Source organism: Bradyrhizobium sp. OAE829, from assembly GCF_040546575.1.
Classification (GTDB): domain Bacteria; phylum Pseudomonadota; class Alphaproteobacteria; order Rhizobiales; family Xanthobacteraceae; genus Bradyrhizobium.
In genome coordinates this window covers 1,521,128-1,543,253 of the sequence record NZ_JBEPOE010000001.1, presented here as the reverse complement: position 1 = coordinate 1,543,253, position 22,126 = coordinate 1,521,128, and the positions used below count along the sequence as shown (strand labels likewise).

Genomic DNA, 22,126 nt, shown 5'->3' with positions numbered 1-22,126 from the left:
TGAAAGCCAACCGGAGAAGACCAATGACCACGATGTCCCAAGCCGCAGCCCAGCCTGCAATTTCCCTTAGCTCGGGCGGATTTTTCCGCCGGCTCGGGATTTGGGCGCATGCAATCGTCGCGTATCTGGATCGCCGGGCGGCGGTCAAAGCGCTACGGCAGCTGGACGATCGTGAGCTCCGCGATATCGGATTAACCCGCAGCCACATCGAGCAGGCGGTTTGGGGTCATGTCGATCCGGAACTCGGGCGGCTTCGGTAACGGCCCGGGCGCCCCGACCTGCACGATAAAAACATGCGGCCCGGTTGATCGACCGGGTCGCAGCGTGACCGGGAATCGCGGTCCGTCAGTGCCGGACCACCAGCACCGAGCATTTGGCGTAGCGCACCACATGGCCGGCGTTGGAGCCGAGAAAATAGGTCCGCATCGCCGGCCGGTGCGACGTCATCACGATCAAATCGGCCTTGATTGCCGCGGCCTCTTCCAGGATCTCGTGATAGATACCGCCTTGCCGCACCACGGCGGAAATGCGCGACGCCTCGATGCCGGATTCCTGCGCCACGATCGCGAGCGCTTCTTCCGAGGTCTGGCGCTGCTGGGCGTCGAAGTCGGCCGGCACATATTCTGCCAGCATCACCGGCGTCATCGGCATCACGTTGAGCAGCCGCACCGTGCCGTTCCAGGTCTGCGACAGCGTCGCCGCGGTCGCGATCGCAGGCTTCGCCAAATCAGTATCGGCGAGATCGAGCGGCACCAGAATGGACTTGAACATCCGCGCCTCCTGTCAGCCACGAGCCTAGCATGACGGCGCCGGGATGTCCGCCCGGCCTACTTTGCATGGGGTTGTTTTCGCGATTTTATGTTTGGGCTAGTCGTCCGACGTCTGCTTCAGCAATTTCGGGCTGGTGAAGCGCACGAGGTTGCCGCCGCGAAACGCCACCTCGTTCCAATCCTTGTTCGCGAAGTCGAGGATCGCAAGGCCGCTGGTCGGTAGATTGTGCTCGAGTGCTTTCTTCGCGGCCGCATCGCCGCCGCCGGAAAGCGCCAGCGCCAGTTCATGCATGCCGGGATTGTGGCCGATCACCATCAACCGCTTCGGATCGGTGGCTTCGGCCATGCGGATGGTCCGCAGGAGATGCGTCGGGTCGGCGCCGTAGAGTTCGGCCAGGAACTCGACCTGCGGCGGGGCGAAATCCTTGGCCGCATCCTGCATCGCCTGCCGGACGATTTCCCAGGTCTGCAGCGTCCGCACCGCGGTTGAGACCAGAACCATGTCGGGAACGGGCAGGTGCCGGCCGATCCAGCCACCGACGGCGGCGGCGTCCAGCCGGCCGCGGTCGTCGAGACGGCGGTCCTGGTCGTGCCCCGAGGGCGCGTCGTGTTCGGTCTTGGCGTGACGCAGCAGCATCAAACGGCGCATGGGCAGCAATCTCGATTCGTTTCGGCCTGAATTAATCTACAGGCTCATGCTCAGGACAAGGTGACAAGCGCCGCAGCGGTCCGTAAGAAAACGCCATGGCAGAGACTTTCACAAGTGCGACCAACGGTCCGGACGACGACGCGCCGTTTCGCTCGCGCCTGTCGTTCGACCTCGATGTCGACATCTGCGTGGTCGGAGCAGGCCTCGCCGGCCTGACCGTGGCACTGGAGGCCGCGCGTCTTGGCGCCAGCGTTGCCGTGCTCGAGGGCCGGCACGTCGGCTGGAACGCGTCCGGCAACCAGCTTGGCACCGTCATGCCGGGCTACAGCCTTCCGATCGGCGAGTTGATTGAGCGCGTCGGCCTAGAGGATGCCCGCGAACTCTGGGCGCTGTCGAAGCAGGGCGCTGATTACATTCGCACCGTAGCGACCGAAGAGGCGATGCCGGGCATTGCACTGACCGAGGGAGCGCTGGAAGTCTCCAACGTCGATGCCGGTGAAACCTTGATCAGCCGGCTGCAGACGCTTAGCGAGGATTTCGAGACCGAAGTCGAGGGCTGGCAGGTCGATCGGGTGCGCGATCAGCTCAAGACCGGGCACTATTTCCACGGCATCTATTACCCCAAGGCGTTTCAGGTCGACGGCCGCAAATATGTCCATGGCCTGGCTGCGCTCGCAAGGCGGGCAGGGGCGCGGATCTTCGAGGACACGCCGGTCGTCAGCATCGATCCTTCGGGCATTCGCAAGCGCATCGTGACGCCGTCGGCGCGGCTTCGCGCATCCCACATCGTGCTGGCTGGCAACATCCATCTCGGGGCGCCGTTGCGGCGGCTGTCGGAAACGCTGCTGCCGGTCTGGCGCTATGCCGCCGTGACCGAACCGCTCGGCGCGCGGCTAACTGACGCCATCACCTTTCAGGGATCTGTTAGCGACAGCGACGGCATCGATCATTTCCGGATCGTGGAGGGCGACCGCCTGATGTGGGCCAGTCCGGAAACGACCTGGGACGCGCGGCCGCGGCGCTTCGGCGCGACCATCCAGCACCGAATCTCCACCATTTTTCCAAAGCTCGGCAAGGTCGGAATATCCGATGTCTTCGGCGGTGCCGTCGGTGTGACCGTGCACGGCATGCCGCAGATCGGCCAGTTGCGGAAAGGATTGTGGGTCGCCTCCGGCTTCGGCCGCCAGGGGATGAACACCGCGGCGATGGCTGGGCAATTGGTAGCGCGCAGCATTCTGTGGGGCGACGAGCGCTGGCGGCTGTTTTCGCCGTTCGAACTGGTCTGGGCAGGCGGCACGACCGGGCGGGTCGCCGGTCACCTGATCGGCATGTGGGGGCGGGGAAGTTCAGCCGCCGCGGGCGCGCTGGCCCGGTACCGGGAAGGCATGCGCGCCAAGGAGCGGATTCGCGAGGCGCGGGTGGCCGAGGCCAGCCGGCAGGCCGGAACCAGGCCGCCGCTCCGTCGCCGTCCGCCGCCGGGTCCGTCGCGGCCGGTCCGCCCGCAGCCGCCGTCGGAAGCCCCGGACGTCGCAATACCGCCGGTCGTGGTCTCGCAGGAAAGTGAGCGAATTCGGGACGGATCCGTGTAACTTCCGCACGCGCGCGCCGTATTTGATGGCGAACCACCTTGTTCCGCCTCGCACGGAGACCCCGATGATGGACCGCCGTATCCTGCTCGCATCTGTGGCCGGCCTGTTCGGCCTTGTGGCCTTCCGCTGGTTGCGTACGCCCGCGCAGGCCGCCGAGAAGTTCGAGATCGAAAAGACCGACGCCGAGTGGCGCGCGCAGCTGACGCCGCAGCAATATGAAATCCTGCGCAAGCACGGCACCGAGCGTCCGGGCTCGAGCCCGCTTCTGAAAGAGCACCGCAAGGGCATCTTTGCCTGTGCCGGTTGCGACCTGCCGCTGTTCGCCTCGGAGACGAAATTCGAGAGCGGCACCGGCTGGCCGAGTTTCTACCAGCCGCTCGACAACGCGCTCGGCAAGACCGAGGACCGCACCTACGGCATGCTGCGCACCGAGGTGCATTGCAGGCGCTGCGGCGGCCATCTCGGTCACGTCTTCAACGATGGCCCGAAACCGACGGGGTTGCGCTATTGCATCGACGGATTTGGGATGGTGTTCCACCCGGCGTCGTCGTCGCCTTCGTGACGCTTGCGCCCGGCAAATGTTGCCCGCCCGGCAATTGTGCCCCGGTCTTCGGACCGGGGTTTTTTGTTTAAGCCATTGGCATATATGGATTTTTGTATTTGGCACGACGCTTGCGACATCTTCTCCCGACGCGGCCTGCAATGACGTGAGACCGGCGAGCCGCCCGGATCGAATTTGGAGAATATGTCATGGGTATCTTCGGCGCTCTTACGACAGCCGTCGGCGGCCTCCGCTCGCAGTCGTACGCACTGGAAAACGTCTCGGGTAATATTGCGAACTCGCAGACCACGGCGTTCAAGCGCGTCGACACCAGTTTCCTCGATCTCATTCCGCAGACCGCGTCGACCCAGCAGTTGGCGGGCGGCGTCACCACGCAATCGCGCAGCACCAACTCGGTGCAAGGTGACGTGCAGACGGCCTCGGTCGCGACCTTCATGGCCATCAACGGCGCCGGCTTCTTCGCCGTGCAAAAGCCCGGCACCTTCACCGACGGCACGCCGGTGTTCGACGGCGTCGACCGTTACACAAGGCGCGGCGACTTCCAGATCGACAAGAGCGGTTATCTCGTCAACGGCGCCGGCTATTATCTCCAGGGTGTTCCGATCGACCCGACCACCGGCAACCCGTCGGGCAGTTCGCCGCAGGTTCTCAAATTCCAGAACGACTTCCTGCCGGCGCAGGAAACCACCAAGATCGATTACCGCGCCAACCTCGCCTCTTATCCGTTCACGACGCGACACGATACGTCGGTGCAGGGATCGGAACTGATCGCGCCGGGATCGTTCAGCACAGGACACAATCCGCTGGTGGTAGGGACACCTCCGGCGCCGTATACCGACTCCTATACCAACGGCACCGTGCAGAGCAACAAAGCGACGCCATCGGTTTTCAATACCGGCGCGACACAGCTTTCGGGCGCGGCGGGCACCAACTCGATCGCCGCTAACTTTGCCGTGAACGACACCATCACGATCAACGGCACCGTGGTCACCTTCGTGGCGGCGGGTGCCGTCGGCAATCAGCTCAACATTACCGACGACATCGATGACTTGCTCGCCAAGATCGACTCGATCACGGGAACCGCGATCCCGTCCACCATCACGGCCGGCTCGATCAGGTTACACACCGGAACGACGTCCGACCTCACGGTCACCAGTTCGAACTCCACGGCATTCGCAGCCCTCGGCTTCACCGGCGGCACCGCGACCGCGACTCGCGGCGGCGGCGGTACGATCGGCACCGGACAGGTGGTCGGCAACGACAACTCGACATTCCTCGATCAAAGCGTCGCCGGTGGTGCGGTTACCACCTATGACGTGTCAGGCGCACCGGTGAACCTGCAGTTCCGCTGGGCCAAGACCGACAGTTCCTCCCTCGGTGCGGGCCACACCGATACCTGGAACATGTTCTATCAGGTCAACGCCAATGCGACTGGCACGCAGGTCGCATGGCAGAACGTCAACACCAATTTCACTTTCTCCGCCTCCGGCCAGATGTCGCCCGCGATTCCTTCCATCACGCTCTCGAACGCCGTTGTGAACGGTATCTCGCTGGGCAGCCCCGTCATCAACTTCGGTACCGGTGGTGTGACCCAGTTCGCCGATGCCAACGGCAACGTCCAGGTCAACCAGATCCAGCAGGACGGTTTCCCCGCCGGCCAGTTGCAGTCGGTCGGCGTCAGCACCAACGGCCGCATCGTCGGCAACTATTCCAACGGCCGTAACCTCGATCTCGCCGAAATATCGATCGCGACCTTCAACGGCACCAACTTCCTCAAACGCGTCAACGGCGGCGCCTTCGAGGTGACCGACGAATCCGGCGGTGCACTGTTCGGCAAGGCCGGGACCATCGTCGGTTCGTCGCTCGAAGGATCCAACACCGACATCGCCGACGAGTTCACCAAGCTGATCGTGACCCAGCAGGCCTATTCGGCCAACACCAAGGTCATCACCACTTCCAACACGATGGTGCAGGATCTGCTGAACGTGCTGCGATAATTCCGACGCGGCCGTCCTCGATACGATTTGAGATGGGCATTTAGTCATGGGTTTGAGTCAAGCTCTCTCTACCGCGATGTCCGGCCTGCGCGCGACGCAGGCCTCGCTCGCGCTGGTCTCGTCGAACGTCGCCAACGCGGAGACGCCGGGTTACGTCAAGAAGACGCTCAACCAGGTCGCGGGGACGACCGGAGAGTTCGGATCGAGCGTCCTCATCAACGGCGTCAACCGGCAGCTCGATCAGTATCTGCAGACCCAATTGCGGACCGAGAACTCCGGCGCGTCTTACTCCGCCGTCCGCTCGACCTATCTCGCCAATCTGCAGAACGTCTATGGCAATCCGGACGAAAGCGGCACCATCGAGAACGCGTTCAACACCCTGTTGACGGCGATGCAGAACTTGTCGACCAGCCCGGACTCGCAGTCGGCGCGTATCGGCGCGGTCGCCGCGGCGCAGGCGATGGCGCAGCAGCTCAACTCGACGACGCAAGGCATTCAGAACCTGCGTGCCAACGCCGAGAGCGGCATCAACGACTCCGTGATCAGCGCGAACAACGCCATGGCCCGGATCGCGGCGATCAACGTCCAGCTGCAGAACAACGGCCAGACCGACGCTTCGACGGCCTCGCTGCTCGATCAGCGTGATCAGTATATCGATCAGCTGTCGCAGCTGATCGATATCAGGACGGTCACCAACAATCTCAATCAGGTGACGATATTCACCAATTCCGGCGTGCAGCTGGTCGGCACCGAGGCGTCGCAGCTGAGCTTCAATGCGCAGGGCACGATGACGCCCAACACGCTGTACAGTAACGATCCAACGAAAAACAACGTCGGCACCATCACCATCAACTTTCCGCATGGCGGCAGTTACGACATGGTGTCGACCAATTCGATCCGATCCGGCAAGATCGCCGCCTATCTCGAACTGCGCGACAAGACGCTGGTGCAAGCACAGGCGCAGATCGATCAGTTCGCGGCGTCGATGTCGAGCGCGCTGTCGGACAAGACCACGGCCGGCACCGCCGCTCCCGGATCGGTCGCGCCGCAGGCCGGTTTCGATCTCGATCTCGCCGGGCTCCAGTCCGGCAACGTCATTCACGTCACCTACAAGAACAACATCACCGGCGCCACGCATAATCTCTCGATCATGCGCGTCGATGATCCGGGCGTGCTGCCGCTGACCAACGCCGCAACGCTCGATCCGAACGATGAGGTTCTTGGCGTCGATTTCTCCGCCGGCATGGGCTCGGTCATTTCGCAGCTCAACGCCGCGCTTGGAGCGACCGCCGACCTTCAGTTCTCAAACCCATCGGGCTCGGTGTTGCGGGTGCTGGACGACGGCGCTCCGAACCGTTCGGACGTCACCGCTGCCTCGGTCACCACGACCATGACATCGCTTACCAGCGGTAACGTGCAACTGCCGTTGTTCACCGACAACGGCGCGCCTTACGGCGGGGCGATCACCGCTAACGGCTCGCAGCAGATCGGGTTGGCCGCCCGCATCAGCGTCAATACGGCGTTGCTCGGCGATCCCTCGCGCACCATCATATATTCCACCAATCCGCTGACCGCCGCCGGCGATACCGCGCGTTCAGACTTCATTCTCACGCAATTGTCGACGGGGTCCTATCGCTACTCGCCGACGACCGGCATCGGCACCACGGGGGCGCCGTTCACCGGCACGCTCACCAACTTCGCCAGGCAGTTCATCAGCCAGCAGGGCGAGGCGGCGAATGCCGCCAAGCAACTGGCGGACGGACAGAACGTCGTGCTGAACACCCTGCAGAACAAGGTGAGCGCGACTTCCGGCGTCAATATCGACGACGAAATGGCGCATCTGCTGGCGCTGCAGAATGCTTATTCGGCCAACGCGCGCGTGATGTCTTCCATCAAGCAGATGTACGACACGCTGATCCAGTCCATGTGAGGATTTCATGTCTATCGATGGCGTTAGTGGCAGGACATCCTATATCGGGACCTCGATCATCGGGCTCCGCAATCAGCTCAATGAGCTGACGCAACAGCTTGCGAGCGGGAAGGTCTCGACGACCTATGCGGGGCAGGGCGCCGATCGAGGGTTTGCGCTCAGCCTGCGGGCGCAGGTCAGCAGCATCAACGCGTTCGCCAACACCGCGACCAACGTCAATACGAGAATCGGCGTTCTCAACCTGGCGCTGCAGGGCATGACCAACATCGGTACGTCGGTCAAAAGCGCCGCGAGTTCGTCCACCATCGTGCTCAACAATAACGGCCAGACCTCCGGGCAGATCACGGCGCAGGCGGCGTTCTCCAACGCTGTCTCGCTGCTCAACAGTCAGTCGGGGGACCGCTATCTTTTTTCGGGACGCACCACCGACAAGGCTGCGACGGTGTCGGCCGACGTGATGCTCGCCGGCTCGGGAACGCAGGCCGGGTTGACGCAATTGATCAACGAGCGCCGGCAGGCGGATCAGGGCGTCGGCAACATGGCGCATCTCACCGTCTCGTCGCCGCCCGCGACCACGACCGTCACCAGCCTTGGCGAGGACGGCTCGTCGTTCGGGCTGAAGCTCGGCGCGATCACCTCGTCGCTGACCGGTGCGACCGTGACGCAGCCGGCGGGCGCGCCGCCGTCTGCAACGATCGATCTCGGCGCCGTCAATCCGAACGAGGGCGACAAGATTTCGTTCAACTTCAATCTGCCAGACGGCACCAGCGAGACGATCTCGCTGACCGCGACCACGACGAGCCCGGCGCCATCAGGTTCGTTCCTGATCGGCGTCGACACCGACGCGACGACCGCGAACCTGCAGGCTGCGCTGACGTCGTCGATCCAGGCGCTCGGGGATACCGCGCTGGTTGCGGCATCGGCGATCGCCGCATCGGACAATTTCTTCAACCCGTCGGCAACGATCACGGGAGGCGCCGTCACCAGCCAGGTCCCGGCGCCGATCACGGGCGCCACGCTGTTATCCGGCGCCGCGGCAACGGATTCGGTGGCTCCGAGCTTCGCGGCGGGCGACACCATCACCGTCAACGGGACGCCGATCACGTTCGTGGCCTCCGGCGCAACCGGCAACCAGCTCAACGTCACCGACAGCGTTCAGGCGCTGCTGGCGAAGATCGATTCGATTTCCGGTGCCACGACGCCTTCGACCGTCAACGGCGGAGCGATTACGTTGCATGGCGCTGACAACGAGAATCTCTCGATCAGCAGCTCGAACACGGCGGCATTTGCGGCGCTTGGTTTCAAGGCCCCGGCAACCGCTGCGCCTGCGCCGTTGCGTGTCAACGGCCCACCGTTCGCCACCGCTACGAACTTGATCGGCGGCACTCCAGCCAACACGGTGTCCTGGTACACCGGTGAAGTCGGCGCCGATTCCGCGCGCGGCACCGCGATCGCGCGGGTCGATCAGGCCGTCACGGTGCAATACGGCGCGCGTGCCAACGAGGAAGCGCTGCGCTATCAGCTGCAGAACATCGCAGTGTATGCCGCGGTCACGACCAACGCCAACAACCCGAATTCAAAAGCGCAGATCAACGCGCTGCAACAGCGCATCTCGGCAAACCTGGCGCCGCAGAACGGGCAGCAGTCGATCCAGGATATGCAGGCGGAAATCGCCGGCGCGCAGACCGCGATCAAGGGGGCGACCGATCGTCAAACCCAGCTCAAGGGAATGGCGCAGACGATGCTCGACTCGATCGAGGGGATCAATGCGGACGAGGTGGCGACCAAGATTCTGGCGCTGCAAACCAACCTGCAGGCGTCGTATCAAACCACCTCGATGCTCTACCAGACCACGTTGACCAAGTTCCTGCCGATCTGATCGGAAGGCTTGCAACTCAAGCAAAAAGGCCTCCTTGCGGAGGCCTTTTTCGTCTGGCGCAACTGCGATGCTCAGGCGGACTGGCGGCCGGGATCGTTCTGGAGCTTTCGTGCGCTTTCGAGAATCTGCTCCTCATGGGCGATCAGCTTTTTCGATTCCTTCAGCGCGTGATAGAGGTCACCGTTCAGGATGTAGTTGTTGATCCCTTCGATGAAGGGCCATGCACTCGGCATCGTGGTCAGGATGTCGCGCACCAGGCTGAAATAAGTCGGGTGATGGGCCATCGGGTCAGGCGACAGGTACATCAGCTGCACCGCGAGATAGATCAGCTTGGCCGGGGTGTCGGAGGTCTCGGGGGTCAGGATATCTTTTTCGCGCAGGATCGGAATCCTGTCGCCGTCGATCAGGAGCCTCGCGCGCTGGTCGGTATTGGTGACCACGCAGGCGCCGATGATGATTCGTTCGTGCGGCTTGAGCTCGACTTTCAAGGCCATGCCTGTTCTCCATTGACGCTTGTTGCGCGAGTTCTGGGTGCCCGCCGGCAGATTCGGCATCCTTCCTGATGATGGTTAACCAATCGTAAATCGGCCGATGGTGCCTGCGTTACCGGGCGTTGCGGAGCGCGCCCCGTAAGAACCCGGGATCGAAGCCCGCGGCGGCCATTAATTCGAAATTCACCCTCTATTATGCGGGGCTTATCGATTGGATTCATTTTTTCTTAGAGACTTGGTTTCAGAGTGAGGCGTCGCCCGATCGAGAGGTCGGGATAGTGGCTCGTCTTAATTTCACACCAGAAAGGTATGAAACATGTCCGGTATTGTTCTTTCGGCCTCGGTTCGCCAGAACCTTCTCTCGCTGCAGTCGACTGCTGATCTTCTCGCGACCACGCAGTCCCGCCTCTCGACCGGTAAGAAGGTCAACACGGCGCTCGACAATCCGACCAACTATTTCACCGCCGCCTCGCTCGATAGCCGCGCCGGCGACATCAACAACCTTCTCGACAGCATCGGCAACGGCGTGCAGGTCCTGCAGGCTGCCAACACCGGCATCACCTCGCTGCAGAAGCTCGTCGACTCCGCCAAGTCCGTCGCCAATCAGGCGCTGCAGACCACGGTCGGCTTCTCGACCAAGTCGTCCTTCACGTCCGCCGTGATCGACGGCGCAACGGCCGACAATCTCGTCGCCGCTCAGGATCCGGTCAGCGCCGCGTTCGTCGGTACTTCGGCTCCGCAGCGCGCTGCGTATACCAGCACGACGCTGACCGCGGGCACCCAGCTCACGACGGCCGCCCCGGTGGGCAACGCGACCGGTTCTTCGCTTCTGTCGAACCTCGCCCTCACCACTGCGGTCGCTGCTGCCGACACGCTGATTGTCAATGGCAAGACGATCACCTTCCAAGCCGGCGCGAATGGCCTCGTCGGGACCGGCAACGCCTATACGATGGGCGTCGATACCACGCTCGACTCTTTGGTTGCGGCGATCGACACCCTGTCGGGCAATACGTCCAGTGCCTCGACGGCAACGGGCGGCGTCATCACCCTGCACACCGGTACGGCTTCCAACCTCGCCGTGAGCGGCACAGCGCTCGCCAAGCTCGGCATCAGCAATGCGAACCAGAGCGTTGGCGCTCGTGGCGGTGGCGCCGTGACGGCTGGTACCTTGGCCGGCACCACCAAGCTGAACGTCGGCGACGGCTCGGCAGCTTCGTTGTCGAACGGCTTTGCGGTCGGTGACACCCTCACTGTCAACGGCAAGACGCTGACCTTCGTGGCGGCGAACACGGTCGGCAGCGATCCGAACCAGATCAAGGTCGACAGCGACGTCACCGGCCTGTTGGCGAAGATCGACGGCCTGACCGGTTCGTCGACGCCCTCGACCATCACCGGCGGCGTGATCACGCTGAACACCGGCACGCTGAGCGACTTGACGATCACCGGCAGCAATGCCGCAGCTCTCAGCGCGCTCGGCCTGGCCGGCGGCGTGACGCAGGCCCGTACGCAAAGCCCGGGCGTTCTGGACGGCGCGACCCTGCAGATCGGCGCGACGGGCGGCGGCACTGCCACCGACATCGTGTTCGGTGCGGGTGCTGGCCGCATCAGCTCGCTCAATCAGCTGAACGATGCCCTCGCCGCCAACAATTTGCAGGCCACGTTCGTGTCCGGCAAGCTGTCGATCACCACGACGAACGACGCGGCTTCGGCCACGATCGGTGCGATCACCGGTACCGCGGTCGGCGCGGGCCAGGCGTTCGCTGCCGGCACCACCGCGCCGGCTCCGGTCGTCGACGCATCGGCCAAGCTGACCCGCGACAATTTGGTCACCCAGTACAACAACATCATCAATCAGATCACCACCACCTCGCAGGACGCGTCCTTCAACGGCGTCAACCTGCTCGGCGGCGACACTCTGAAGCTGACGTTCAACGAAACCGGCAAGTCGACGCTGAGCATCCAGGGCGTCAACTTCAACCCGGCCGGCCTCGGTCTCGATGTCCTGAGCTCGGGCGCCTTCAAGGACAACTCGGCGGTCAACGACATCGTGACCTCGCTGAGCACCGCGTCGTCCACGCTGCGCTCGCAGGCTTCGGCCTTCGGTTCGAACCTGTCGATCGTGCAGATCCGTCAGGACTTCAACAAGAACCTGATCAACGTGCTGCAGACCGGCTCGTCGAACCTGACGCTGGCCGACACCAACGAGGAAGCGGCGAACAGCCAGGCGCTGTCGACCCGCCAGTCGATCGCGGTGTCCGCGCTGGCGCTGGCCAACCAAAGCCAGCAGAGCGTGCTCCAGCTGCTCCGCTAAGTTCAGCCACATCAACGTTCAAGACGGCGGGGGAAACCCCGCCGTTTTTCTTTTTGGGTGAGAGAAAAAATGTCGGGTCGTTGCCGACAAAACGCATCAAAGCGAAAAATTTTGGCTTCGATCTTAATCTCATCAGAACGCACCGCGGGCATGGTGCTGAAAATATGGATTTCCGCCGGACCGCCGACACAAATGGTAACGGTTGCTAACCATATTTAAAGGCCGGACTTGTATGAAAGTTGGGCAGTTCTTGCAGTCCCGCGGTCACTGCCAACCGCTCCCACCGAGGTTTCCTGAATGTCCAATGCAGCCCAGGCCTACGCTCGTACGTCGCACGCGACGTCGTCCCCCCGTGAAATCGAAGCGCAGGCGCTGCTGAAGGCCGCACGACAGCTCCAGGAAGTCCAGACCAACTGGGCCGGTCCCGGCCAGGCGCTGGAGAACGCGCTGCTGTTCAATCGCCGGCTCTGGTCGATTTTCATGAGCGCGGCGACGGCCGACGAGAATCCGCAGCCGATCGAGGTTCGTCAGAAGATCGCCAATATCGGTGTGTTCGTGATGAAGCAGACGGTCGACATGCAGATGAGCCCGGATCCGGCCAAGCTGAAAGCGCTGATCGACATCAACTGCAACCTGGCCGCCGGCCTGGCCGGCCGCGGCTGACACGGCCTTAAGGGTAGGGGAGCCGTAGCATGGCCGACGTCCTGAGCATCCTGTCGGCCAACTACAAGACGGTCGGGCAGACCGTACCCTCCAATACGCCGTACTTCGCGGTCAATCCCGACAATTATCAGGGCGATTGGACCGGCAAATATGCCGACAACAAGTCGTTCAAGATCTCGGTCTCGAACGTCACCGGCTTTCGCGCCAAGGTGCACTACCAGAGCGGCGCTACCAGCAAATATCAGGACGTGCTGATCCGGAATAATTCGTTCCGGGTCGGCGACACCAAGTTCACGCTGGCGAGCAACGGCAAGGCCGAGATCAACACCGTCGTCACCGATCCCGTCAGCGGACAGACCTATCTGGACAAGGCTTACGCGACCCACGAAACCTGAATTAGCGGGCCTTCAGGCCCGCTGGTCGGTAACGCGAAGACGCTGCGGCGCGTCCCTGGTCAGGTCGAGGGCGTGGAAATAGGCGCGGCGGCGCAGCACCGCTTCTTCCGGAAACTGCTTCACCACCTGGCTGGTCCGGTTGTCGACCACCTGATAGACGACCGCTCGCGCGTCGCGATCGATCACCACCTGGTTCGAGACGGATGGATTCGAAATCGATACATGGACCGCGCGGGAATCGCTGCTGCGTGCGCCGGCGTCCGACGCCGTCACGCTCTGAGGCGCCGGCAATTCGGTCGCGACCGCATTATGCGCCGCTTCGCTGATCGGTTGAACAATCGGCGCGGCAACCGGTGCCCCCACCGGTTTGATGTTGAAATCTGTACTCATGGCAGCCTCCAGGCTTGCTTCGAGTCAAATCCCAACCCCTCTCAAACCGCAATATAACTTCCCACCCCTCAACACGGTGTTAGGGAACGCGCTGAATCCCGTGCCTATACGGGGGCGCGAATTTGTCGAAAATTTTAGATGTTTAGAGCGAGCGGCTCACTGCGAGCGGCGTCATGTTGCGCGGCCCTGGCGTCGCGCGCTGGCCGCTCGCCGTATAGGTGTTGGGGATGTTGCGGCGCTGAATCTCGACGTTGACGCCGCGCACGATGCCTTCGGACACCGCATGCGCGGTCGCAAGCACCGTGAGATTGATCTGCAGCATGGCGCGGAACGTGTCGTGATGGCGCCGCAACGTTGTCAGCAGTTCGGGCGATACCTGCGCCAGGTATTTTTGCGAGTTCTTCAGATGCTCGACCGCGACCATGTAGCGGCGCGACAGCTCGCCCTTCTGGCCTTCAAGCTCCATCGCCTCGCGGATCTTGCCGGCGCGAACCAGTTCGGTTTCGCGCTCGATGATGCCGAGCAGGCCGCTCATCACGTCCATCAGGTCTTCCGCGAGTTTGCGGGCCTCGACCGGCGAGGAAATCGCGCGTGCCGTAACTGCGGCGGGCTGTGCTTGCGGGCGCTGATTCATGTCGGGGTTCCCTATCTCAGCCGGCGCGGTTGGCTTGCTGCAGGATCAAGGTACGGAAGACGTCGTTGGAGATTCCGATGCCGCCGGATTTGGCGAACGACTTCGAATATTCATCCGTCAGCATCGAGCGCCAGGCGCCGGTGCCCGTCGTATCGCCGAACGGGCCTTCGCCTTTGACGCCGGTGGTCATCTGCGAGAACATCGAGTTCAGGAACATCGCCTCGAAGTCCTGTGCCTTGGCGCGGGTCTTCTTCTGCGCCTCGGGCGAAATCTTGGTCAGGGCCTCGGCCAGCTGCGGATCGTTGCGGCCGTTGATCAGCGTGGATTTCGGGTACGAATTGCTGATGCCGTTCGAGCTGCTTTGCATCACATCACCTCGATGTCGGCCTGGATCGCGCCGGCGGCCTTGATCGCCTGCAGGATGCCGATCAGGTCGCGCGGACCGATGCCAAGACCGTTGAGCCCGTCGACGAGTTGCTGCAGCGAGACGCCGTCTTTGACGACCGCGAATTTCTTGCCGTCTTCGGAAACGGACACGCTCGAGCGCGGCGTCACCACGGTTCGGCCGCGTGACAGCGGATTGGGTTGGCTCACTTGCGGACTCTCGGAAATCGAGACCGTAAGGTTGCCCTGCGCCACCGCCACGGTGGCGACGCGCACATCGCGGCCCATCACGATGATGCCGGAGCGTTCGTCGATCACGATCTTGGCGGTGAGGTCGGGTTCGACCTGCAATTGCTCGATCTCGGTCAGGAAGGCGACGACGTTGCCCTTGAATTCGGCTGGGATCGCCAGCTGCACCGTGGAGGGATCGATCGGCTCGGCGGTCTTGACGCCGAGGAAATCATTGACGGCCGCGGCGATGCGCTTGGCGGTGGTGAAATCGGCGTTGCGCAGCGCCAGCCGCACATTGGGCAGGCGATTGAGTGCGAATTCGATCTCGCGCTCGATGATGGCGCCGTTGGGGATGCGGCCGTTGGTCGGTACGCCGCGGGTGATGCTGGCGGCGGCGCCTTCCGCCGCGAAGCCCGAGATCGCGAGCGAGCCTTGCGCGACCGCATAGACATTGCCGTCGGCGCCGAGCAGGGGGGTGACGAGCAGGGTGCCGCCGGTCAGGTTCTTGGCGTCGCCGAGCGCGGAAACGGTGACGTCCATCCGCGTGCCCTGGGTGCCGAACGCCGGCAGGTTGCCGGTGACCATCACGGCGGCGACGTTGCCGGTGCGGATGGTGGCGCCGCGGATGTTGACGCCCATGCGTTCCAGCATCGCCTGCAGCGACTGCTTGGTGAAGGGGATGTTGTTCAGCGTGTCGCCGGTGCCGTTGAGGCCGACGACGAGGCCGTAGCCGATCAACTGGTTCTGACGCACGCCTTCGATATTGGCGAGGTCCTTGATCCGCGAGGTCGCGCCTGCGGACATGGCCGACAACGCCAGCGCCAGCAGCGCTGCGCAGCCTACCCGCAACATTCTCGCCGTATGGATGCCGGGCATCCCAATGCTCCCCTAGAAGTCGTTCCCGGACGACGCGCCACTCCCATGACGGTAGCCCGCGATTAACTATGCGAGATCGGTGCCACGCGGTTTCGGTGGTCTAGTCCGTTGAAAGTGCTATGCTTTGTTCGGTGGTGCGCGATCCGGCCGATCTCGCGGCACCGGCGAAACTGCCGCGCGGCGGCAGATTTTGCCGGGTCGTTTACGCGGCATTAACCATAAAGCGGCGAAGCTGCCTGCAATCGACCGGCGAGATTCACGACGATGCGCATCTACGGACCGAACGGCACCACGCTTGGATCGCCCGCGAGCAGCACGCGGCGAACCAGCTCGACCGGCTTCTCGCTGCCGGATGCGCCGGCGACGCCGGACGAGACCCGCTCCGCGGCACCGCCGAAAGCCGCCGGCAGCATCGACGCACTGCTGGCGATGCAGGGCGTCGAGGATCCGACCGAGCGCCGCAAGAGGTCGGTGGCGCGCGGGCGCGGCGCGCTCGACGTGCTCGACGAACTCAAGCTCGGGCTGCTGTCCGGCAATCTCGACACCGCCACCATGAACCGGCTGCGCGATGCCGCGGCCAACCTGAAATCCTCCTCCGGCGATCCCGGCCTCGATGCCGTCCTGGCGGAGATCGAGCTTCGGGTCGAAGTCGAACTGGCCAAGGCTGGTAAGTTCTAGGCTTCGCGCTTCCTCACATCCCGTCTGTTACGCCGCCATCGCATTGCGCTGCGCATCGTAGCGGCGCTGCGCGTTCAGCACTTCCTTCAGATTGCTTTCCGCCCAATCGCGCAAGGCATCGACGGCTGTCGACAGCGTCGCTCCCAGCGGCGTGATCGAATACTCCACCGTCACCGGCACGGTTGCGATGACGCGGCGCTTGATCAGCCCGTCGCGCTCCAGGCTCTTCAGCACCTGCGATAGCATCTTCTGCGAGATGCCTTCGATGGCGCGGCGCAGCGCGTTGAAGCGCATCGGCTCGTCGCGCACCAGGAGCAGAATCAGCACCGCCCATTTGTCGCCGACGCGATCGAGAATCTGGCGCGTCGGACAATTGGCGGCATAGGCGTCGGGTTTCATTTTCATGGCGGTTACTCCGGCGTAATCAGGTGAGTTCAAAGTGCTCTCTTAACACCTACGCTCTTTGCGTTATCTAGTCACCATTGGATACCACATCCATCTCATCGCAAGGAGACCTAAGATGAAGATCGCCGTCGTCGGCGCGTCCGGAAATGCCGGATCGCGTATCGTCACCGAACTGGCCAGCCGCGGCCACACCATCACCGCCATTGCCCGCCACCCGGAGAAGATCGCGAGCCAGCCCAGCGTCACGGCCAAGCAGGGCGACGTGCAGGACCAGGCCGGTCTGGCCGCGCTGTTCGCCGGCCACGATGCCGCGATCAGCTCGGTGCATTTCCTCGACAGCGACCCGGTCCGGCTGATTGCCGCCGCCCGTGATTCGAAGGTTGGCCGCTACCTCGTGGTCGGCGGCGCCGGCAGCCTCGAGGTGGCGCCGGGCGTCCGGCTGGTTACGACGCCGAATTTTCCCGTGGTATACAAGGCCGAGGCCGAGAAGGGCGGCGCCTTTCTCGACCTGCTGCGGCAGGAAAAGGAGCTGAACTGGACCTTCCTGTCGCCCTCGGCCCTGTTCACGGCCGGCGAGCGGACGGGCAAGTTCCGGCTCGGGACCGACCAGCTTTTGACCGCGTCCGACGGCAAAAGCTGGATTTCCTTCGAGGACTTCGCAGTTGCACTCGCCGACGAAATCGAGCGTCCGGCCCACCTCCGGCAGCGTTTTACCGTCGGTTACTGACCAAGCGGGCTGCCCCGCTGCGGTGCACAGTTTTGTCTGTGTATGCGCTCCGGGGCGGCCTTCCTTGCCGCAGGGCCGATATTGTCTGTCACAACTCGCCGCTATATAAGGCGCGCGCGGACGGACGATTTTCTGTTCCGCCTTGCACTTGTAGATAGGCTGACATTGGAAAAGTTGAAGAATTATCGACCCTCCGAAAAAGAGCCTTTCATGAACGACCGCCAGCGCGATTATTTTCGCGCCAAGCTGCTGGCGTGGAAGGACGAGATCCTGCGGGAATCGAAAATCACCCTGCAGACCCTCCAGGAAGAGAACGTCAATCATCCAGATCTGGCTGATCGCGCCTCTTCCGAAACCGATCGCGCGATCGAACTGCGCGCCCGGGACCGCCAGCGCAAGCTGATCTCCAAGATCGACGCGGCGCTGCAGCGTATCGAAGACAACACCTACGGCTATTGCGAGGAGACCGGCGAGCCGATCTCGTTGAAGCGGCTGGAAGCCCGCCCGATCGCAACGCTGTCGGTGGAAGCGCAGGAGCGTCACGAGAAGCGTGAAAAGGTTTATCGGGACGAGTAGAGTAACCTCCGGCATCTGACCGCAGCGCGCGGTCGGCATTGCCGGATTGCAACGAGAGAGCTGCCGCCGATGGACAAAATTCTCGCGGCCGCCAAGCGCATCGCAAGCGCCCGCCGCAGCCGTTCGCCGCTGGCCGCGCTTTCGAGCGAACTCGTGCCGCGGGACGAGGCCGAGGGCTACCAGGTTCAGCGCGCGGTCCACGATCTGCTGTTGCCGCAGACAGGCAGCCTCGTCGGCTACAAGATCGGCTGCACCAGCGCGGTGATGCAGCAATATCTCGACATCCCCCATCCCTGCGGCGGCGGCGTGTTCGCCAAGGGCGTGCATGAGTCCGGCGCCAAGCTGCGCTTCGGCGATTACGTCCGCGTCGGCGTCGAGTGCGAGATCGCGGTCCGGCTCGCGCGCAATCTGTCGCCGTCGGAAGCGCCGTTCACGGCCGAGTGGGTGATGGAGGCGATTGAGGCCTATCACCCCGCGATCGAGATCGTCGACGACCGCTACGCCAAATGGGAAACCATGGGCGCGCCGACGCTGGTGGCCGATGATTTCTTCGCCGCCGGCTGCGTGCTCGGTCAGGCGATCCCGCGCACCGCGGCGCCCAATCTGCTCGAGGTGGTCGGCCGCGCCATCGTCAACGACACCGAAGTCGGGCGCGGCACGGGCGCCGACGTGCTCGGGCATCCGCATAACGCGCTGGCCTGGCTCGCCAATCATCTGGCCGAGGAGGGCGTGGGATTGCACGCCGGGCAGATCGTGCTCACCGGCAGCCTGGTGAAGACGGTGTGGCTCAATGCCGGCGACAGCATGGTGATGGAGCTCGACGGGCTCGGCACGGTGGCGGCGAGCTTTCGGGACTGAGCGGCAATCATGCAAGGGCAGGAGAGCGTTCCCTCGATTCTCGAAGCCGACGCGCGCGGTGAAATCGCAGAGATATTCGCCGACATCCGAAAGGTGCTCGGCACCAGCGTCGTCAATCTGATCTGGCGCAACCTTGCGACCATGCCGGGCGCGCTGCCCTGGACCTGGGCTTTGGTGCGGCCGCTTTATCTCGGCGACGCACCGCTGCATGCCGAATCGATCAGGCGCACGATCGCCTTGCCCGACCTGCCCGGATTTTCCGCCGACACGTTGCTCGCCGCCGGCATCGATCAATCCGACCAGGCCATCATTCGCAATGTGCTGGACAGCTATCAACACACCAATGCGCTGGCGCTGACCGTGCTGTCGGCGTTGCTCGCGCATTTCGAACCGCACCCGGCCGGTACGGTCACGGCCGCCAGCTCCGCAGCCCCGCCCTCCGGCGTCAAGATTCCTGAACTGCCGCCGATGGACGCGCTCGATCCCGAGGTGGCGCGGCTGGTTGGCGAATTGAACGGTTTCGGCGAGGACACCGAACCGCAACTGATTGCGAGCATGTACCGGCATCTGGCGTACTGGCCGGCGTATCTGGCGCTGGTGCGAACCATGCTCGCGCCGCTGCAAGCCGACGGCCGGCTCGATGCGCTGACGCGTGCGACACGCGCGCTCGGGCATGCGCATGGTCAGATGCTGGCGTCGCATTTGAAGCCTGCGACGCCGCCGGACGCGCTTGCGGGCGTGCTGAAATCGTGCCGGTTGTTCGTCGAGCATCCGATTGCCCGCATGACCGGGCTCTGCGCATTGATCCGCCGCGCCACGCCTGAGTGAGCTTAGCTACCCGAGCACTTCAACTCGGTGCGGTCATAGAACGCCTTGATGGCGTTGAAGGGGACGACGAACCGTTCCGGATACCCCTTGAACCACACCAGCACTTCGAAGCGGTCGTCCTTCACGGTCAGCTTGCCGAATTCATATTGCAGGACGACGGTCATCTCGCTCGGATATTTTTCCAGGAGATACCCCGGCATTTTCACGCCCTCGGTCCGGGTCGTGAAGGTGATATGGACCGGATGTTCTTCGGCCGCGTGCCACAGCGTCTCGGCAATGTTGAAACGCGCCGGCGTCGTGCTGCAAGGTTCAGCCGCCACCGCGTGGGATGCGGCGAACATGGTCGCCAGCACGGCGAACAGGATTCCTGCTTTTCTCGTTGTGGTCGCCTGCATTGGTTCGTCTCGTGTTGTTACACTGTTTCATGCGTCAGTGACCTCTGAATGCACATGGGTTCAATCCGGTAGGCCAGCGCGGCTTCGAATGTGCGCGTGGTCACAGGATGGTGCGGCTCCATACATCGCTGTCGTCCTCCGCGAAAGCGGGGGACCCAGTACGCCGCGGCTTCTCGACTCTATCATCAGCGTCTCTGGAATACTGGGTCGCCCGGTCAAGCCGGGCGATGAGCGGAATATGACTTCGCGATCTCGCGACGCATTGCGCCCGAGCTTTGCCAGAAACTTCCCGCCCTCTCATGAGAGGGCGCAGGGAAGACCGGGTGCGCGCTGCACCCGCGGTCTCGTGTGCGGTTTGCACAAAACAAAGTGCACACGAGCATACAGGGCAGCGGAGAACACCCGGCCTTCCCTGCGCAATGGCTTTACGGCTTATGCCGTGATCTCCCCGGAGACGAGTTCTTGGTTGACTCCGTCGCTGCCGTTCCCGCTTGCGCTTCTCCGACAGCTTGACGCCTGCAACGGGCGCCAGGACCACACGGTTTTGCCGTACGCCTCTGTCGCGTTACGTCTTCGCGACACCAGCGTCCACCGCAACCCGTCCAACGTCCGTGACGACGGCCGACGCCCTCTGTGTGGGACGGGATGGCCAAACATATGCACCTGATTTTCATTCTGGTAAACAGAAATATTTTTTGTTTCGGGGCTTGACATGAATTCCGGAAAACAGAACTGATTTGCCCGTCGGGCCAATAAGCCGCATGTATTTGACTTGACGGAGCGCTGTTCGGCTCTTTCACGCCGGAGAACGACGCACTACGCTGTCCCAGCGCAGCAAGCCTTGCCCGACCAATCAAGCAGGCACCTGCGCCAGGGAGGGAAAATGATGCCGCAGATCACGCCTGTGAACCGCCGCAAATTGCTGGCCATGCTCGGCGGCTCGATTGCCGCGCCGTATCTCGTCGGGCGTGACGCGTTCGCGCAGGAAGCCTGGCCGACGCGGCAGGTGAAATACGTCAACGGTTTTCCGGCCGGCGGCGCCACCGATACGCTGTCGCGGATCATCTGCCAGAAGATGAGCGACCTGTCCGGACAGTCCTTCGTCGTCGAGAACAAGGCTGGCGCGGGCGGCGTGCTGGGGGCAGATGCGGTGGCAAAGTCGCCGCCGGACGGATACACGCTCGGTCTCGGCGGCATCGCCAGCAACGTGCTGGCGATCGGAAGCTACGCAAAGCTTCCCTATGATCCGCGCGCCGATTTCACCTTCATCGGCGGCATGTGGCAGTTGCCCAATATCCTGGTGGCGAGGAAGGATCTGTTCTCCTCGGACATCAGGGAATTGCTGGCCGCGTTCAGGAAGGAGCCGAAGAAATACACTTACGCCTCGGCGGGGTTCGGCACCACGCTGCATCTGTCGGGCGAGATGATGAACAGTATGGCCGGCGTGGAGGTCAATCACATTCCCTATCGCGGCGCCGCGCCGGCGTTGACGGACCTGCTCGGCGGCCGCGTCGATCTGCTGTTCGACAATCTGCCCGGCTCGTTGCCGAGCGTGCGCGCAGGCCAGGTCAGGCCGGTCGCCGTCACTTCGCTGAAGCGCATTCCCGAACTTCCTGATGTGCCCACGATGGCCGAGGTGCTGCCGGGATATGCGATGACGTCGTGGACCGCGCTGATCGGGCCGGCGAACATGAGGGCCGATCTTGTCGCGCAGGTAAGCGCGCTCACCGTCAAGGCGCTCGCCGATCGCGTCTTGCAGGAGCGCTACGCCGAGCTTGGCGCCACGCCCTGGCCGGCGTCGTCAGCCGAGATCAGCAAATTCCGCGACGACGAGGAAAAGCGGCTTTTGCCGATCATGCAGGCGGCGGGGATCAAGCCGGGGTGAGGGGCTGGTGGTCGGGGAGGCCG

Annotated in this window: 24 protein-coding genes; 15 read left to right on the top strand and 9 right to left on the bottom strand. The window is 63.3% G+C overall.

The window, feature by feature from the left end; all coding sequences use genetic code 11:
* Window positions 1–23: 23 nt before the first annotated feature.
* Window positions 24–260, top strand: a complete 237-nt coding sequence (locus ABIE49_RS07710) for a DUF1127 domain-containing protein (RefSeq protein WP_192737724.1) — start codon at window positions 24–26, stop codon at window positions 258–260.
* 85 nt (window positions 261–345) lie between these two features.
* Here the strand turns inward: ABIE49_RS07710 and ABIE49_RS07705 are convergent, their stop codons facing one another.
* Both ABIE49_RS07705 and ABIE49_RS07700 read right to left on the bottom strand, forming a co-directional pair.
* A complete protein-coding gene (locus tag ABIE49_RS07705; RefSeq protein ID WP_192737723.1) occupies window positions 346–771 on the bottom strand; it encodes a universal stress protein in 426 nt (141 codons plus the stop codon).
* Window positions 772–867: 96 nt separating this feature from the next.
* Window positions 868–1,419, bottom strand: coding sequence for a SixA phosphatase family protein (locus ABIE49_RS07700; protein WP_192737722.1), 552 nt, complete (start codon window positions 1,417–1,419; stop codon window positions 868–870).
* Window positions 1,420–1,514: 95 nt separating this feature from the next.
* Here ABIE49_RS07700 and ABIE49_RS07695 point away from each other — a divergent pair, with 95 nt between their 5' ends.
* The 5 genes from ABIE49_RS07695 to ABIE49_RS07675 all read left to right on the top strand — a co-directional run bounded on the left by ABIE49_RS07695 (window position 1,515) and on the right by ABIE49_RS07675 (window position 9,376).
* Window positions 1,515–3,008 carry an NAD(P)/FAD-dependent oxidoreductase gene (locus tag ABIE49_RS07695; RefSeq protein WP_192737721.1) on the top strand — a complete coding sequence of 498 codons (1,494 nt, stop codon included), beginning with the start codon at window positions 1,515–1,517 and terminating at the stop codon, window positions 3,006–3,008.
* A 64-nt stretch (window positions 3,009–3,072) separates the two neighbouring features.
* Complete coding sequence (gene msrB / locus ABIE49_RS07690; RefSeq protein ID WP_192737720.1) at window positions 3,073–3,570, top strand: peptide-methionine (R)-S-oxide reductase MsrB; 498 nt, start codon at window positions 3,073–3,075, stop codon at window positions 3,568–3,570.
* A gap of 188 nt (window positions 3,571–3,758) precedes the next feature.
* Complete coding sequence (locus ABIE49_RS07685; protein WP_192737719.1) at window positions 3,759–5,567, top strand: flagellar hook-basal body complex protein; 1,809 nt, start codon at window positions 3,759–3,761, stop codon at window positions 5,565–5,567.
* A 46-nt stretch (window positions 5,568–5,613) separates the two neighbouring features.
* Window positions 5,614–7,497, top strand: coding sequence for a flagellar hook-associated protein FlgK (gene flgK / locus ABIE49_RS07680; RefSeq protein WP_192737718.1), 1,884 nt, complete (start codon window positions 5,614–5,616; stop codon window positions 7,495–7,497).
* Window positions 7,498–7,504: 7 nt separating this feature from the next.
* Window positions 7,505–9,376, top strand: a complete 1,872-nt coding sequence (locus tag ABIE49_RS07675) for a flagellin family protein (RefSeq protein ID WP_192737717.1) — start codon at window positions 7,505–7,507, stop codon at window positions 9,374–9,376.
* Between the two features lie 71 nt (window positions 9,377–9,447).
* Here ABIE49_RS07675 and flbT read toward each other — a convergent pair whose 3' ends face one another.
* Window positions 9,448–9,870, bottom strand: coding sequence for a flagellar biosynthesis repressor FlbT (gene flbT / locus ABIE49_RS07670; protein ID WP_192737716.1), 423 nt, complete (start codon window positions 9,868–9,870; stop codon window positions 9,448–9,450).
* 313 nt (window positions 9,871–10,183) lie between these two features.
* On the opposite strand from flbT, the gene ABIE49_RS07665 reads away from it, so the two are divergent.
* From ABIE49_RS07665 to ABIE49_RS07655, 3 genes are all read left to right on the top strand, one after another.
* Window positions 10,184–12,178, top strand: coding sequence for a flagellin N-terminal helical domain-containing protein (locus ABIE49_RS07665; RefSeq protein WP_354066653.1), 1,995 nt, complete (start codon window positions 10,184–10,186; stop codon window positions 12,176–12,178).
* Window positions 12,179–12,475: 297 nt separating this feature from the next.
* Window positions 12,476–12,841, top strand: coding sequence for a flagellar biosynthesis regulator FlaF (flaF, locus tag ABIE49_RS07660; protein WP_192740230.1), 366 nt, complete (start codon window positions 12,476–12,478; stop codon window positions 12,839–12,841).
* 29 nt (window positions 12,842–12,870) lie between these two features.
* Window positions 12,871–13,236 (top strand): hypothetical protein, encoded by a 366-nt coding sequence (locus tag ABIE49_RS07655; RefSeq protein ID WP_192740231.1) that lies wholly within the window; start codon window positions 12,871–12,873, stop codon window positions 13,234–13,236.
* A gap of 12 nt (window positions 13,237–13,248) precedes the next feature.
* Here the strand turns inward: ABIE49_RS07655 and ABIE49_RS07650 are convergent, their stop codons facing one another.
* The 4 genes from ABIE49_RS07650 to ABIE49_RS07635 form a co-directional block, all read right to left on the bottom strand.
* Window positions 13,249–13,626, bottom strand: a complete 378-nt coding sequence (locus ABIE49_RS07650; RefSeq protein ID WP_192740232.1) for a hypothetical protein — start codon at window positions 13,624–13,626, stop codon at window positions 13,249–13,251.
* Between the two features lie 142 nt (window positions 13,627–13,768).
* Window positions 13,769–14,260 (bottom strand): hypothetical protein, encoded by a 492-nt coding sequence (locus ABIE49_RS07645; protein WP_192740233.1) that lies wholly within the window; start codon window positions 14,258–14,260, stop codon window positions 13,769–13,771.
* Window positions 14,261–14,276: 16 nt separating this feature from the next.
* Entirely contained in the window at window positions 14,277–14,627 is a 351-nt protein-coding gene (gene flgJ / locus ABIE49_RS07640) for a flagellar assembly peptidoglycan hydrolase FlgJ (RefSeq protein WP_192740234.1), read from the bottom strand.
* A complete protein-coding gene (locus ABIE49_RS07635) occupies window positions 14,627–15,751 on the bottom strand; it encodes a flagellar basal body P-ring protein FlgI (RefSeq protein ID WP_192740235.1) in 1,125 nt (374 codons plus the stop codon). Before ABIE49_RS07635 ends, flgJ begins: the two co-directional genes overlap by 1 nt.
* A 264-nt stretch (window positions 15,752–16,015) precedes the next feature.
* On the opposite strand from ABIE49_RS07635, the gene ABIE49_RS07630 reads away from it, so the two are divergent.
* Window positions 16,016–16,429, top strand: a complete 414-nt coding sequence (locus ABIE49_RS07630; protein WP_192740236.1) for a flagellar assembly protein FliX — start codon at window positions 16,016–16,018, stop codon at window positions 16,427–16,429.
* Window positions 16,430–16,456: 27 nt separating this feature from the next.
* Here the strand turns inward: ABIE49_RS07630 and ABIE49_RS07625 are convergent, their stop codons facing one another.
* Entirely contained in the window at window positions 16,457–16,828 is a 372-nt protein-coding gene (locus ABIE49_RS07625) for a winged helix-turn-helix transcriptional regulator (protein ID WP_192740311.1), read from the bottom strand.
* Window positions 16,829–16,949: 121 nt separating this feature from the next.
* Here ABIE49_RS07625 and ABIE49_RS07620 point away from each other — a divergent pair, with 121 nt between their 5' ends.
* The 4 genes from ABIE49_RS07620 to ABIE49_RS07605 all read left to right on the top strand — a co-directional run bounded on the left by ABIE49_RS07620 (window position 16,950) and on the right by ABIE49_RS07605 (window position 19,823).
* Window positions 16,950–17,561: an NAD(P)-dependent oxidoreductase gene (locus tag ABIE49_RS07620; RefSeq protein WP_192740237.1), complete on the top strand. Its 612-nt coding sequence runs from the start codon at window positions 16,950–16,952 to the stop codon at window positions 17,559–17,561.
* A 210-nt stretch (window positions 17,562–17,771) separates the two neighbouring features.
* Window positions 17,772–18,137 carry an RNA polymerase-binding protein DksA gene (gene dksA, locus ABIE49_RS07615; protein WP_092509290.1) on the top strand — a complete coding sequence of 122 codons (366 nt, stop codon included), beginning with the start codon at window positions 17,772–17,774 and terminating at the stop codon, window positions 18,135–18,137.
* Window positions 18,138–18,206: 69 nt separating this feature from the next.
* Entirely contained in the window at window positions 18,207–18,995 is a 789-nt protein-coding gene (locus ABIE49_RS07610) for a 2-keto-4-pentenoate hydratase (protein WP_192740238.1), read from the top strand.
* A 9-nt stretch (window positions 18,996–19,004) separates the two neighbouring features.
* Entirely contained in the window at window positions 19,005–19,823 is an 819-nt protein-coding gene (locus tag ABIE49_RS07605) for a hypothetical protein (protein WP_192740239.1), read from the top strand.
* 2 nt (window positions 19,824–19,825) lie between these two features.
* Here the strand turns inward: ABIE49_RS07605 and ABIE49_RS07600 are convergent, their stop codons facing one another.
* Window positions 19,826–20,218 carry a ClpXP protease specificity-enhancing factor SspB gene (locus tag ABIE49_RS07600; RefSeq protein ID WP_354066651.1) on the bottom strand — a complete coding sequence of 131 codons (393 nt, stop codon included), beginning with the start codon at window positions 20,216–20,218 and terminating at the stop codon, window positions 19,826–19,828.
* Between the two features lie 883 nt (window positions 20,219–21,101).
* Here ABIE49_RS07600 and ABIE49_RS07595 point away from each other — a divergent pair.
* On the top strand, window positions 21,102–22,103 hold the full coding sequence (locus ABIE49_RS07595; RefSeq protein ID WP_192740240.1) for a Bug family tripartite tricarboxylate transporter substrate binding protein: 1,002 nt from the start codon (window positions 21,102–21,104) through the stop codon (window positions 22,101–22,103).
* The last annotated feature ends 23 nt before the right edge of the window (window positions 22,104–22,126 follow it).

Excerpts from the sequence above, each read along its gene's own strand:
- ABIE49_RS07705 (WP_192737723.1), bottom strand. The coding sequence starts at position 771 with ATGTTCAAGTCCATTCTGGTGCCGCTCGATCTCGCCGATACTGATTTG.
- flbT (WP_192737716.1), bottom strand. The coding sequence starts at position 9,870 with ATGGCCTTGAAAGTCGAGCTCAAGCCGCACGAACGAATCATCATCGGC.
- ABIE49_RS07610 (WP_192740238.1), top strand. The coding sequence starts at position 18,207 with ATGGACAAAATTCTCGCGGCCGCCAAGCGCATCGCAAGCGCCCGCCGC.
- ABIE49_RS07665 (WP_354066653.1), top strand. The coding sequence starts at position 10,184 with ATGTCCGGTATTGTTCTTTCGGCCTCGGTTCGCCAGAACCTTCTCTCG.
- msrB (WP_192737720.1), top strand. The coding sequence starts at position 3,073 with ATGATGGACCGCCGTATCCTGCTCGCATCTGTGGCCGGCCTGTTCGGC.
- ABIE49_RS07625 (WP_192740311.1), bottom strand. The coding sequence starts at position 16,828 with ATGAAACCCGACGCCTATGCCGCCAATTGTCCGACGCGCCAGATTCTC.
- flgK (WP_192737718.1), top strand. The coding sequence starts at position 5,614 with ATGGGTTTGAGTCAAGCTCTCTCTACCGCGATGTCCGGCCTGCGCGCG.
- ABIE49_RS07620 (WP_192740237.1), top strand. The coding sequence starts at position 16,950 with ATGAAGATCGCCGTCGTCGGCGCGTCCGGAAATGCCGGATCGCGTATC.
- dksA (WP_092509290.1), top strand. The coding sequence starts at position 17,772 with ATGAACGACCGCCAGCGCGATTATTTTCGCGCCAAGCTGCTGGCGTGG.
- ABIE49_RS07645 (WP_192740233.1), bottom strand. The coding sequence starts at position 14,260 with ATGAATCAGCGCCCGCAAGCACAGCCCGCCGCAGTTACGGCACGCGCG.
- flgJ (WP_192740234.1), bottom strand. The coding sequence starts at position 14,627 with ATGCAAAGCAGCTCGAACGGCATCAGCAATTCGTACCCGAAATCCACG.
- ABIE49_RS07635 (WP_192740235.1), bottom strand. The coding sequence starts at position 15,751 with ATGCCCGGCATCCATACGGCGAGAATGTTGCGGGTAGGCTGCGCAGCG.
- flaF (WP_192740230.1), top strand. The coding sequence starts at position 12,476 with ATGTCCAATGCAGCCCAGGCCTACGCTCGTACGTCGCACGCGACGTCG.
- ABIE49_RS07655 (WP_192740231.1), top strand. The coding sequence starts at position 12,871 with ATGGCCGACGTCCTGAGCATCCTGTCGGCCAACTACAAGACGGTCGGG.
- ABIE49_RS07695 (WP_192737721.1), top strand. The coding sequence starts at position 1,515 with ATGGCAGAGACTTTCACAAGTGCGACCAACGGTCCGGACGACGACGCG.
- ABIE49_RS07710 (WP_192737724.1), top strand. The coding sequence starts at position 24 with ATGACCACGATGTCCCAAGCCGCAGCCCAGCCTGCAATTTCCCTTAGC.
- ABIE49_RS07650 (WP_192740232.1), bottom strand. The coding sequence starts at position 13,626 with ATGAGTACAGATTTCAACATCAAACCGGTGGGGGCACCGGTTGCCGCG.
- ABIE49_RS07600 (WP_354066651.1), bottom strand. The coding sequence starts at position 20,218 with ATGCAGGCGACCACAACGAGAAAAGCAGGAATCCTGTTCGCCGTGCTG.
- ABIE49_RS07605 (WP_192740239.1), top strand. The coding sequence starts at position 19,005 with ATGCAAGGGCAGGAGAGCGTTCCCTCGATTCTCGAAGCCGACGCGCGC.
- ABIE49_RS07675 (WP_192737717.1), top strand. The coding sequence starts at position 7,505 with ATGTCTATCGATGGCGTTAGTGGCAGGACATCCTATATCGGGACCTCG.
- ABIE49_RS07595 (WP_192740240.1), top strand. The coding sequence starts at position 21,102 with ATGATGCCGCAGATCACGCCTGTGAACCGCCGCAAATTGCTGGCCATG.
- ABIE49_RS07630 (WP_192740236.1), top strand. The coding sequence starts at position 16,016 with ATGCGCATCTACGGACCGAACGGCACCACGCTTGGATCGCCCGCGAGC.
- ABIE49_RS07685 (WP_192737719.1), top strand. The coding sequence starts at position 3,759 with ATGGGTATCTTCGGCGCTCTTACGACAGCCGTCGGCGGCCTCCGCTCG.
- ABIE49_RS07700 (WP_192737722.1), bottom strand. The coding sequence starts at position 1,419 with ATGCGCCGTTTGATGCTGCTGCGTCACGCCAAGACCGAACACGACGCG.